This is a genomic window from Erwinia sp. JH02 (genome assembly GCF_013074405.1).
Lineage (GTDB): Bacteria > Pseudomonadota > Gammaproteobacteria > Enterobacterales > Enterobacteriaceae > Erwinia > Erwinia rhapontici.
Genome location: NZ_JABANZ010000002.1, coordinates 15,850 through 28,536, shown reverse-complemented (window position 1 = coordinate 28,536; position 12,687 = coordinate 15,850). Strand labels below are relative to the sequence as shown.

General features: G+C 36.2%; 14 protein-coding genes. 8 read left to right on the top strand and 6 right to left on the bottom strand.

What is annotated here, in order from left to right:
- Positions 1–6 precede the first annotated feature (6 nt).
- The 6 genes from HHI26_RS04680 (at position 7) to HHI26_RS04655 (ending at position 4,354) form a co-directional block, all read left to right on the top strand.
- Positions 7–1,884, top strand: coding sequence for a recombinase family protein (locus HHI26_RS04680; protein ID WP_171148726.1), 1,878 nt, complete (start codon positions 7–9; stop codon positions 1,882–1,884).
- Between the two features lie 499 nt (positions 1,885–2,383).
- Positions 2,384–2,740, top strand: coding sequence for a hypothetical protein (locus tag HHI26_RS04675; protein WP_171148725.1), 357 nt, complete (start codon positions 2,384–2,386; stop codon positions 2,738–2,740).
- Between the two features lie 96 nt (positions 2,741–2,836).
- Positions 2,837–2,986, top strand: coding sequence for a hypothetical protein (locus HHI26_RS04670; protein ID WP_171148724.1), 150 nt, complete (start codon positions 2,837–2,839; stop codon positions 2,984–2,986).
- A gap of 147 nt (positions 2,987–3,133) precedes the next feature.
- Positions 3,134–3,283, top strand: a complete 150-nt coding sequence (locus tag HHI26_RS04665; protein WP_171148723.1) for a hypothetical protein — start codon at positions 3,134–3,136, stop codon at positions 3,281–3,283.
- An 83-nt stretch (positions 3,284–3,366) separates the two neighbouring features.
- Complete coding sequence (locus HHI26_RS04660; protein ID WP_171148722.1) at positions 3,367–3,831, top strand: NUMOD4 motif-containing HNH endonuclease; 465 nt, start codon at positions 3,367–3,369, stop codon at positions 3,829–3,831.
- A 55-nt stretch (positions 3,832–3,886) separates the two neighbouring features.
- Positions 3,887–4,354, top strand: a complete 468-nt coding sequence (locus HHI26_RS04655; RefSeq protein WP_171148721.1) for a hypothetical protein — start codon at positions 3,887–3,889, stop codon at positions 4,352–4,354.
- 500 nt (positions 4,355–4,854) lie between these two features.
- Here the strand turns inward: HHI26_RS04655 and HHI26_RS04650 are convergent, their stop codons facing one another.
- The 6 genes from HHI26_RS04650 to HHI26_RS04625 all read right to left on the bottom strand — a co-directional run bounded on the left by HHI26_RS04650 (position 4,855) and on the right by HHI26_RS04625 (position 10,263).
- Entirely contained in the window at positions 4,855–5,403 is a 549-nt protein-coding gene (locus HHI26_RS04650; RefSeq protein ID WP_171148720.1) for a hypothetical protein, read from the bottom strand.
- A 22-nt stretch (positions 5,404–5,425) separates the two neighbouring features.
- Positions 5,426–6,139, bottom strand: a complete 714-nt coding sequence (locus HHI26_RS04645) for a hypothetical protein (RefSeq protein WP_171148719.1) — start codon at positions 6,137–6,139, stop codon at positions 5,426–5,428.
- Between the two features lie 213 nt (positions 6,140–6,352).
- Entirely contained in the window at positions 6,353–7,096 is a 744-nt protein-coding gene (locus HHI26_RS04640) for a hypothetical protein (protein ID WP_171148718.1), read from the bottom strand.
- Positions 7,097–7,131: 35 nt separating this feature from the next.
- The gene (locus tag HHI26_RS04635) at positions 7,132–7,881 is read right to left on the bottom strand and encodes a hypothetical protein (RefSeq protein WP_171148717.1); all 750 of its coding nucleotides are present in this window, start codon (positions 7,879–7,881) and stop codon (positions 7,132–7,134) included.
- A gap of 9 nt (positions 7,882–7,890) precedes the next feature.
- Positions 7,891–8,622 carry a hypothetical protein gene (locus HHI26_RS04630; RefSeq protein ID WP_171148716.1) on the bottom strand — a complete coding sequence of 244 codons (732 nt, stop codon included), beginning with the start codon at positions 8,620–8,622 and terminating at the stop codon, positions 7,891–7,893.
- 1,047 nt (positions 8,623–9,669) lie between these two features.
- Positions 9,670–10,263, bottom strand: coding sequence for a hypothetical protein (locus tag HHI26_RS04625; protein ID WP_171148715.1), 594 nt, complete (start codon positions 10,261–10,263; stop codon positions 9,670–9,672).
- Positions 10,264–10,309: 46 nt separating this feature from the next.
- On the opposite strand from HHI26_RS04625, the gene HHI26_RS04620 reads away from it, so the two are divergent.
- The gene (locus HHI26_RS04620) at positions 10,310–10,885 is read left to right on the top strand and encodes a hypothetical protein (RefSeq protein WP_241008225.1); all 576 of its coding nucleotides are present in this window, start codon (positions 10,310–10,312) and stop codon (positions 10,883–10,885) included.
- On the top strand, positions 10,773–12,677 hold the full coding sequence (locus tag HHI26_RS04615) for a terminase gpA endonuclease subunit (protein WP_171148714.1): 1,905 nt from the start codon (positions 10,773–10,775) through the stop codon (positions 12,675–12,677). The genes HHI26_RS04620 and HHI26_RS04615 overlap by 113 nt, the downstream gene beginning before the upstream one ends.
- Positions 12,678–12,687 lie beyond the last annotated feature (10 nt).

Below are 12,687 nucleotides of genomic sequence, written 5' to 3'. Positions count from 1 at the left end.
TGATTAATGAAAAGATGCTTTGTTTATCATAGGGTTAGTTCTGACCAGCAAACTGATGGTTCGGGAATGCAACGTCAGGCTGATTTACTTGATTCATATCTGATCAGAACTGGATTATGTTCAGAGATGGATGATCCTGAACCTATTATACTTGCTGATGGTGGTATTTCAGCGTTTAAGGGGCACAACCTTACGCACGGTGAGTTAGGCCAATGGATGGAGCAAGTGCGGAAGGGGATGTGGGATGATTCGGTACTCGTGGTGGAGAACATCGACCGCTTTAGTCGCCAGAATCCGTTTACGGTAGTTCCCTGGATTTCTGAGTTAATAGAACATGGAGTTAGCATTCATGATGTGAATGCTAATATGATTATTAGTTATCAGAATAGTATGTTGCTATCAATGGTGACAATGAATGCACAACGGGCATACGATGAGAGTAAGTATAAAAGCATCAGGATTAGAGCAGGTTGGAAAGCACGTAGAGAGAATGCATTAAAGAACGGTTCAGTAGTTACTCACAAACGTCCAGCATGGATAGATGTTGTAGATGATAAGTATGTACTGAATGATAAAGCTTTAATCGTTCGTGAAATCTTCAGATTGTACCAAACAGGGATTGGATGTCCGACGATTGCTAAATTGTTACAGGATAAAGGTACTGAATGGAGGATGTCCCCTGGCCGTAAATGGAGAGGGGAAGCAGTACACAAGATACTGAAGAACGAGAGAGTAACGGGTACTATATTCATCTCTGAGAGTGTGCGTAATTTTGAAAAATCAGGCGATCCAATAACCCCAAAAACATCAAAGGCTGATGTTTATCCAGTAATCATTTCAAAAGAAGAATTTGAATTGGTAGGTAAGTTACTATCAAGTAGAAGGCCGGGTAATGGTCGTATACAAGGTGGTACTTTTACTAAGAAATATTATGATTTTCATGGTAAACCATATCGTGACCGCGAAGGTAATGTAATTGAACTGGAAGTTAATACAGGTAAGGAAATAAAGAAGTCTAACATATTTGGTGGTATGTTCAGATGCGGAATGTGTGGTGAACCGATGTATCACAATGTGGTTGTATCTAAACGAAAGTCGGTTAAACGTGGTGAATTTACTGAAGAATACAGATACATTCGTTGTCTTGGTGAACGTGATAAACTTTGTGATAATAAATCATTGAAGTATGACATTATCGAAAAGTACTTAGTAGAACATATCAAAGGTATGGATTTCAGCCAGATCATAAAACCAAATGAGGCTAATCCAGAAGTTGAGTTAGTACGGATACAAATTGAAGAAGAAAGACGACATATTGAAGATTATGAAAGGGGTATCAACAAAAGAAGGGCTGAAGGTAAAAAGGTTTCTTTCGATATCCTTAGTGAGCTGGAAGATGCGATAGCTCGTCTTGATGAACTTGAAAAGTCTGCATTGGTGTTTGAAGAAATTAATGTGAATACTGATGTACTTGCATCTGTATCAACAGATGAACTGTATGATGTGTCTAATGTTGAGGTACGTAGTAGGGTAGAACGTGAGATCGGAAAGATTGTAGATGTGATTATGCTCTATCGATATGGTGATGCGTATATCCTTGAAATTAGCTACAAAAGTTTGGGAGTACTGAAACACGTACTTATGATAAAAGGTACGGCAATGGTTTCTCAGGTGCGTATAGAGCGTACTGGGGATGATATGGCGTACTATACGCCGAGTTTTGGCATACTGGTCAAATCTGATGGTCTGATTGAGACATATACTGGGGAAGAACCCATCAGCCTTATTGATTATTCGATGTTACTCAACTACGCAGATGCATCAGAGTCTGACATCCTCGCAATATGGCTACGCAACAACCTAAATTTCCTCTTTAATCGTTGATGGATAGACATACTCAAGTTTTGGCCTCGTGTACGCTCGTATGCGGGGCTTTTTTGCGTATGGGGTGTGCTGATGTGGCTTTGTGGGCGTTGGGCTTAGAATGCGTTACAGGAAGTATTTGAGCGTATGAAATGCATTGTAATCAATATTTTAGATTGAGTTTTGGAATATTGTGCTAAAAGAAGGGTTAAAAAAAAGGAAAATAAATTGATAGGTTGGGTCTATTGATACCAGGTGCTAAGAACAGCAAGTGTGATAAAAGTCAAGTTAAGATATCACATCCTCCCACCTATTAAAGGTTAGAGTTTACTCGCGAGAATAATATCAGATCCGATCCAATTTTGTCAAAAATTGGTTTTATTTGTGCTTAAGTCAAATTTGGAGTTTCGGAGGGCACCGTTTATTATGATCATCGTCAAGTAAACTACTTGATTAAATAAAAAATTACCCAATTCCACTACTTAACTGTAGCGGCTATCTTATATAGGAAAAATGAATAATGAATAACACACAGAAACGCGTTTACTTTTCACAGGAAACCCACGTTGAAGAACAAGATGAAGAAGTATGGGTTAATGGTTTCCTTACGTACACCTGTAAGGAAGGTGTAGAACAAGAATACGTGAAAGGGAAGAAGTCTGACTCCCCATTCGAAGGGGAGCCAATACAGACAGTTTACGAGTTCGAAGAGGGTTGTACTATTCAGCACAATCACGTAGATGATTCTTTCTATTTTGTTCGTGGGGATGGGAACATTGCCACCTACGTAGACGGGGAGGTGAAAACTGAGGTTGATCCTGAATGGTTCCATTCTTATGTTGCATTCGCACAGGATGTTTTGGCCAATAAAGTTTAACCCCATCCATTCGATTTGGGACATGGGTTACAGTAATTTTATTATAACCCATTTTTTAAGTTTCCAGATAAATACTTCTATAGAATAGGAGTGTTTATGTTTGATTTAATAGTAACAATGGCAGTACTGATAATCGGTACTTGGTTAGTTTTTTCAGGGGCAATAGTAGTAGTAGGTTTTGTTTGGTGCGGAATAGTACTGGCAGTACTGATAAGTCATATCTTCAGTAATGAAAAAAATGAATAAACATAAAGCAGAAAAACGGAACGAAAAAAAATGTTCTGGTATAATATAGTTATCTCTCCAATATAAGGTAGCCCCGTTAGTAACATTACGGGGTGCTTTTTTTGTTTTTTGAGAAAACGAAAAATGTGAACAAAAAAGGAAGCATAAATGAAGGAACAAAAATCGAAAGGTGTTGGTGTCCGTCTGAGTGGCACACAAGAAAAAACGTTACAGCACATTATTCAACAGGGACTTGCGAAAACTGTTTCTGGTGCTATTCAGTACTTGATTAATAACTACGCTATAAAAGGTAAGTAAAGCAAGAAATGGTTTTTATACTTTCACATTAGAAAAGTATGGGCGGGTGACAGGATGTTACCTAAAATATTCATGGATGATAAATGGAAATTTGGAAAAACACTCAGTATGTAAATTATGAAGTAAGTAACCTAGGTAATGTAAGGAATTCAAAGACAGGTAAGATACTAACAAATAGTCTAGGAAGAAGTAACGGATACTATAAAGTAACGCTATCAGTAGGTGGGAAATCAAAACCAATAGAAGTACATCGCTTAGTAGCTGTTACATTCTTAGGTTCTCAGGCTGGTAAAGTTGTCCATCACGAAGATGAGGATAAATTGAACAACAATCTAAGTAATCTTCGTTGGGTTACTCAAAGCGAGAATGTACAGTTATCTTTGAATTCACGAAAATCAAGAAATCCAAAATTCACAACGCAACAACTACAGTTAATAAAAGATTTATATACTGGAGGCATGTCTTGCGTGCAGATTACAGAATATTGTAATAAACTATGGGGAAGAACAACAGCAAGATCAACATATACAAAAATAGCAAAGAACTAAGTAAACAAGGGTGACATGTGGAGTATGTTACCCATTTTAAATGGAGAGTATTACTGTGGCAAAGAAAGAAATAATTTTTGATAATAGGCGTTTGTTCGAAAGTTTAGATAAGCAGTCATTCACTACCTTATCAAAGGAAGCGAAATCAGTACTGAGAGAAACAATTCAATCCTGTACATTCTTAGGTAAGAATAAAGTACCAGAAGGTGACGTGTACTATCTTGTGCGTGGTTGCTATGAAATCAGTAAAGAATTAGTAGAGTATCATTTGAATGCATACCGCCATAATAAGAACAAGAACACTATACATGGCGAATCTTCGATAGAGAAGTACAAAAGAGTCGTTACACTGGTCTGTATCGCATTTGGAGAGCTTTTAGATAAAGGCATTTCTTTGAACGGCATGGATAGGTTTAAGCCTGCTAAAATGCTTACAGATGAACAGGAAGCAGTATACGTACAGATGTCAGTAGGCAAGATGTCAGTACAAGAGCGTATTGCTTACCTTCAATCCCTACTATGAATAACCGTAACTATAACCGTATTGAAAACACCTCCAATACGGTTATTATATCTCACTATGCATAATTATGCATATATATAGTGTTTTTAGTCGTTATTAGTACTATATATAGTGCTTTTATGCACAATCATGAATAGCCGTAACTTAATATAATATAAACCCATACCCATTACCTTAAAGTGTATTCGACTTACATATTTTTCAGTCTCATAGAGCCTATCTCCCTCTGGTCGGTAGTCTCTGTAAAACTCAATAATAAGATCGATAATTGCGTTTTTGCCAGTCCCTGAAGGAACTACCAAAACCCGCACGTGATGTTCTTGTCTTTCGACTACTGAAGAAGTTATTGGGTCTGCCGTCTTTTGGAGTAACTACGCGGCTTTGCCTTGTGTGCTCGTGTTGAACTCACAGAAAATACTTAATAAGTACTTCAAAGTAATCAGAAAATATCCCGAACTAGCCACCGTGTCACGCCGCAGAATGGATACTTGTACATGGTTTTATTTTGAAACTTCAAAAAAGTCCCATATTGCCTTTTTATCTTTAAACGTGTCTTTGAATAATTTATCGACTTTGTTAGCGAGTGGTCGAGCGTTCTCTAATTCGTGATTTTTAAGTTCACTATAGATGCAACTGTAGAAAGCGTGTTGATTGTTAAAGGCACACTCTAATAAATTATCTACTATCAAGCGTAACCGTATAGATTTCTTTTCTTCGATTCCCATTCGTACTAAGTTGTCATGTGATACTCTAAGTGCAATTACTGATTCAGCAGTATCTTGGTACTTTTTACCCATCCTGATCTGGACGTCATGATCTGGATTGAGTTCATTTTTCCTGAAGGTATAGATATCATCATGTATGGAATAAGATTCGTTAACAGCTGTGAGTACTGCTTTTTCAAGATTTAATATGAAATTATTTGCTTGTTCAAACCCCAAATTTATCTGAGACTGTTTGAACCACGAACGAGCGTTCCATGCTGCGTAGAATGCTGAACCAGCCATAACCCAATCAGCTAAAGTACCACTGTAATCGTAAAAAGCCATATTAATTCCTTATGGATGAAGTTTATTTTCTAGGAGTGAAATATTCAAAAAAACCATCTTTATGATAATAGAAACACGCATGAGATTGAGAGCATTCACGGTGTAAAGTAGTAAGGTGCTCTATTTCATTGTTTGAACATTCAATTTTCTCTATATTGTTACTGTCTTTAATTATTGATAAAAACGTGTCTGAGCAATCAATAACGCAATCGACAAAAGAATCGATATTTCTGATATATTCTTCATATTGAGGTTTACAGTCTAAATTCATGCTGAATCCTAGTTTATTTAAAACTCTTAGATTTGAAGTAATATCATTTTGGATTTTACCAATTGACGATATATGATCTAGTAATTCCTCAAGTTTATCTGCAATTCTGTTTGTTTCTCCAAGAGGTATGTTATTAAAAACATCCTTGATTTTATTACATGTTCTAAGCGATGTAGTTAATGCAAAAATTAAATCATTTGTTTGAAAGACTATTATTTTTTTTGATAGTTCATAAGCATCTGAGTGTAACTTGGCACTTAAAAAGTCTTTTGCTTTTATGATGGCGTATACAGCACTTACAGCCATAACCAAATTACATAAAGTACTAGCCCAATCGGACAAGTTACCACCCTCCCATGTAGGGAAAACGCTGTTTTTAACGAGGAAGACAGAAACAATGAAAACAGGAAGCAATAGAATAATTATCAAAAGAATGGATATGAATTTAAAGTTTAAAAACTTCACTTGTATTTTCCTTGCGATTAATTTCAATTGAAAACACATCTCACTTTATGGTTTTTAGAAGATAGCCGGGGTTTTCTAAAATCATCAGTAGATGATGGTAAAATGGAAAATTTTAAATGTGAACATCTGTTAAAGAAAAACCATCATACAGAGTGAAACATCTATAATCTCATCTCTAATATGATGGTGAAAACGTCACTGAGTATGTTCGATTTACTGTTGAGTTTTTGGTTTTACTGATAGGTCAGTACTGCTACAAACAGAATTACGCACAATAAAGTAAATAGCGAGAATTAAAATTGATGAAAATACTTCTATAGAAAGAAACAATATATTGTTGTTCTTAAAGGAAATTGCTATTGATAAAGCTGCCGATGCTGTCCATATAAGTAATAGTCCAATATGAAAAGCATGAACTGATCTACTAATTGATGGTCTTTTCCTATTTACCTTACCTTCACTTATATCTTGGAACTGCATACCATACAATTTCCCAGACTCAAAAGGTTCGAGCATTAAAAGGTGATATTCCCAAACTTCTTGCCAGTACTTGCCACCCGCAGTAATGAAGCTGGAAAGTATTGTAAGTGTTACGCCAATTATTGACACAAGAAATACTGCTAGATACACTAAAGAAGAAGGATCTTTTGCAGCATCTCCGGTTGGGAAAAGGTTGTTTACTAATACACCCCAGCCAGCGAATAATATAGCAGTAATGGCCCATAAGTAATTCAATCTCTGCCAGTACAGCCCGATTTCGAACTCTCTTGTTTTATGTGCTTTCTCGTATGCTTCTTTGATTTTGTCAAGGTCTTCTGGCTCAACTTGAGTATTGAGATCGCTAAAGTCTTTAGACAATAAAGATTTGAAGTATGCTTTGTTATCTTCGAAATGTTCAGAAGTAGATTTGGTTAAGCCAACTCGAATTGGAGGATTAACACCATTTACAGTTGTCATTATAAATTTTCCTTAATTAAAAAAATGAATAAAAATCACAGTTTATATTTGAAGAATATTTTTAGATGTTTACCGTCTTTGAAGTATAAGTTCAGTGAAGATATCGCCTGCGTGTAGGGTGTCTCTTTTTCAGGATCGTAGAGTTTTTGATGATACCCTGCTAATTTGCGACTGAGCAAATTTATACTCTGACAGTCTAAGGGAGAATTAGGATCATCTGAATTATAATTCGAAAAAACTGCATTTTTCTCCAGGGGTAAGAAATGCGGTGCTTCACGAGAGAGTATTTCTCTGAGATAGATTATTATACTATGCACGTACCGATAAAGTTTTTTAACTATCAAAAGTGCTTTTAGTAATTCATCTTCTTTTTCCTTCACCATATGCCAACCATAAGTCTCTAAAGATTGGATTAACTCATTAATTTCTCTCTCAAGTCTAATGCTTTCTTTCCATTGACGATCAATTGTTTGTAAGTCCTCCGTCAGACTAGCCCGTAACCGACAGTTACCCTCACCATCATCATCATCATCAAATACACCAACACCACCATTTATGTAAGATAATACATCAATGTTTAGTGCATTGATGGTTGCTAATGTATTATTCTTTTGTAGACTAGGCAGTAATTCCAAATGAAGTTTCTTTATTAATTCATATCCATCTTTTTTGATTATATCAGAGAAATAATCACGAGCAAGAAAGTAAGCACCTATAGCAGACCCTGCCATAGCCCAGTCTGCTAACGTACCAGTGTAGTCATACCAATGTTCATACCAGTGCATGGTTACCACCTATTCAATTATTCTATGAAAATATGAACGAAAAGATTTAGTGCTTCCATATTCATCGATGCATTCTATAATTTCACGTGTTAATGAATGGATTTCTGCTTCAATTGATATTATTTCATCACGGATATTTTCTAAATTATCAATCTCAATCTTTTGTGATTTGTAGTTATAAAAGCCTGTTTCTGTTTGATCAAAAATTACTGAAATTATTTCTTTAGCTTTCATTTCCAGTTTTTTTATTTTCTTTATTTTTTCATGTAAGGAATTAATGTTGATGTTTTTTTCTGGAAGAATATGCCATTCAATCATGTTTAGTTTAGTAATCTCACTTTCGAGTTTATTAGTAACTTCTGAAACCTCGTGGCAAATATTAAAACGCAGATAAAACTTTATTTTATTAAACGATGTGTTGATTATTTTTATTCTTTCGCTGTGTATTAAAGTGTTGTGGTAGTATAAAAGATGAACATCTTCAGTTATTTTGTTAGTAGAAAGGTAGTTTCTTAAATTTATCACAGCATTTTTATAATCAACTTTTATAATTCTGTTAATGGAAAGTCCACTTTTTAAAGATTCTTCATCAAATTTCTGTGATAACCAATTTGGGGCCGCCTTAAATGCTTTGTATGCGACAACCAGAGTACCAAGAGTACTTAAACTACTAACCCAGTCGCTGAGATTACCTAGTTCAAGAGGTTTATTATCTTTGAAAAAAAAGTACTTAGTCATCATAAATAAACAAAGTAACAGAGTGCATACAATTAATGCGTGGAAGAAGACGTTCCATATCTTAGACAGATTGATTTTCATTTTTGCGGATGGGTTTGTTCTTCAGTATTAACATAGATACCATAAAACATAGGATTAGTGAAGATGATAAGTAGTTTAAAATTTGGGCAGTGTGTGCTGATAACCTTGTGTACTTTCAGAAAATTAGTAAACTTCGGTCGTCACCCTGCTGCCATCATTGATGGGATGTTCTGCAAAACATGGCAGGGTGACGTATCAGAACAGTACAGCATAATCCATGTTCGTATGAGTACCGCACCGATTCCCCAGGATTCTTATATCCCTGGGTTAACGCTAACGATTTCACGCAGATCCGGTGCTCAAGCGACAATACATAAAAGGCCATGTAGGGCCTTTTTTTTGATCTTAATTCATGAGGTAAATACTAAACAAACGCGAGGTATTGACATGGACATCTACAAACATTTCAAGGATCGCACACTTCACATCACACCGATGGCAATCATCAAGGCTATGAACCATCACGTACTGAATCCTTCCAATCAATCACAATCAAACATCAAGCCTACACCATTGATTTAGATCCACATGGCATTTCGATTAGATATAAATACATTCACATAAGACATGGTAAGTACTTCACCGTAGGGCGTTGGCGTTACCCATTAACCGCTATGGGTAGTAATCAAGAGCATAAACACCTGACCAATATGAATACTCTTTTAGAAGAATTGATACAACAAAATTCACTCGACAGCGTACCGATCAATGATTGGCGAATAAGTACAGTACTCACACAGTACAATGAATGATCACACTACGTGACTATAACGAGCGGGTTGATAAAGAATGAATATTCACTTTGATTGCATATCATGACAGCTTATCAAGAACGCACCAAAATGATGCAATATGTTAGCCAGTTACATAAATCATTAATTTTCATTACTTTATTTTTGGGTCCCTCTGGGGCTGGGCTTGATCGCGAGTTTTCGGCCACGCTTTGTTTTACTTATAAATGAAATAATATCATGTGCCCGAACCGATTATTACTAAGCCTAATTTGTGACATTCATCAGTATGATTTTTACCACGGCACTTACATATATATAAGGTATCGTGTAAAACTGAAAAGTGCTTACTGCGAATATATTTCAATTCATCTTCAGCTCGATTAATCGTCAGCGTACTAAAGTTTCGATAAAAACCAATGCTCCATACAGACCTCCGCTTGAGTCCTGTTTTCTTATAGTGAGACTCAACAATTTCATAATTTTTAAATAAATCCTCTTTCATATTGTTAACTAAAGTTGTTGGTTTTTTACCAAGTTTGAATTCAAGATAGATAAACCTATCAAGACGTGACCCTTTTTTTCTGAAAATTAGGTCTACAAACATATGTGATCTGCCTGTTTGATGCCTTCTATCTGCAATTGCTCTAAGTTCACGTTTTGCTTTGTAGTCTAAACTGTTCTCTAAAAAGAATTCGTATTCAATTTGAAACCATTTTTCCCAATCATTTGTGCCTTTATCTAAAATATGTGCGAGCTTAACTTTTGTGTTTTTGTCTGAGAAGAATTTATACAGCGAATCTTTGACAGTTTCAAAATCGTAATTACTCATGCGATATACTTATAAATATAATTAAACAGAAAAGGATTATACAAATATGATTTCAATAAATCAATTGGCAAAACAATATGGTTACGATGAATCAACTATACGGAAAATTTGGGTTAGTAACGGATTGGATGTTACTAAATCAGACCAGGAAGTATATCAGTGGATATGCGATAACATACTAAAACCATTGCGAAATACGGATGTTAGAGAACAGATTGAAAATAAACGTCTTGAAAAGATTACTGCCGAAACGGCATTAACTCAGATTGAATTGAAAGAAAAGGAAGGACTGATTATCGACATTGGATATGTTGAAACAGTACTAACTGCTTACCTTCATCAAATCAAAACAACATTAAGAACTATTCCAAATCAAATCTATCTTGAGTTATTCGCAATGACTGACGCCAAGGATCTAAGGGATAGACTAAAACAAGAAATCGACCAGACACTATTTAATTTGGGAGAAATGGAATTCGAATTACCAGAAGATATGGATATTTTAGAACATGAAGAACCAGAACCAGAAGAAACTGACAACATTATTGAAGAAAGTAGTACCGACGATCAATCCACCGAAGATACAGAAAACATCGGATTGGATCTCGACGGGGATAGTTAAACTAATTGATGGTCCTGGCATGGGAATGCCATTCATACCATTTGCTTTTCAACGTGAACCAATGGATATCGCTCAGGAACGTAGTACAAAGAAGATAGTTCTACAGGCTTGTTCCCAGCTCCTAAAGACCCAGGTACTAACTGCCATTTCTTTTAACATACTTGCCAATGATCCAGCAAATTTCGCATTCGCTTCAAGTTCAGCAGATGAAATTAAAAAGTTTCGTCTTGGTAAGTTCATGCCAGCCATTGAAATGAGTTCAGTACTTTCAGAACTAATCACTGACAAAGCAGACAAGAACGCCGCGAACAACGCCAAGCAAACAGAAACCAAAATGGGAACATTCATTTACTGGTTAAACCTCAATACACCTGGCAACCTTCGCGGTATTACGACACGCGTAGTACTACTTGATGAAGTATCAAACGTTGAAATTGGTGAACAAGGAAACCCAATTAAGTTGGCCGAGGCACGTACCAGTACATTTGGTGATGATGCGTTAGTAGTAGTTGCCAGTACTCCACTATACAAGAACGATTTAATTAATGCTGAATACAATCTAAGTGATCAGCGTCGATGGCACGTAACACATACATGCGGTCATGAATACACATTCGAATGGGAACAAGTAAGTTTCAAGTTCAAGCAAATAGAAAACAACCGAGCAATACCAGATTCTACTACTACTAAACTATTATGTCCTCATTGTAATCAAGAAATTGATGAACACACACGGCATCAAATGGTTAATGCGGGACGTTGGATCGCAACTAATCCAGATGGTGAAAAAGGTGTAGTTGGGTATCAGATCAGCCGTATGTATTCACCACTTGGAACCATCGAAGAAATGGTATCACGTTATGCTGATGCTCTTTATACCTTCAATTTACAAACCTTCTTCAATAACGAATTGGGTGAAATTTATGAAAACGAGTATGAAAAGGAACTTGATGTAATCGCACTTGAACAGAGTCGTGATGATTCAATCAACCTTCATAATATCCCCGAAGAAAGTTTAGGTATCGTAATCGCAGTAGACCAGCAATTAGACCGACTTGAAGCAACAGTACTCGCATTCGATGAAAAAAATGCATGGGTAATCGGTCATGAATTCTTCTATGGACATGACTGTACTAAAATTGAATCACCAGCCTGGGGCAATTTAGATAAGTTCTGTAGACAGCAATTTAAAACACCATCAGGACGCACCATACCCACCTTAGCCGTGTTTGTTGATAGTTCTAATGGTAATGCCACAGAAACCGTAAAACGCTTCACAAGTCGTTGGGTTAAGTACCATCCAATCAAAGGTTCAAGCTCTACTACTTCACCATTGTTTAAGAAGTCAACCGAAGCAGGATACAAACTACAGATACTGAATGTACATGAAGGTAAGTTAGCAATTCGTAAACTACTAAACCATAAACTATCAGATGAACCTGAATTAGCACCAACACAACTACATTTCAGTTCTTCCCTGCCGCAAGATTACTTTGAACAGTTAACCGCCGAAGAACTAAAACCGCGTGGTGGTAAATTACAGTGGAGACTTAAACAAGGTATCAAAAGAAACGAAGCTCTTGACTGTCTTTGCTATGCATTGATAGCACGCGAATACGCAGTTAGTAAGCTTGGTACAGTACAACCATATAGAAAGTTAAGAGAACACCGAGCAACAGAACGTGAAACGGTAACTATAAATACTACAGAAACCAAAGTCGAACAAGAAGTAAATAAAGCAACTCCAATTAAACAACCACGGAGAAGTAGAAATAACTGGTTCGGCAAATAAAGGAATAATA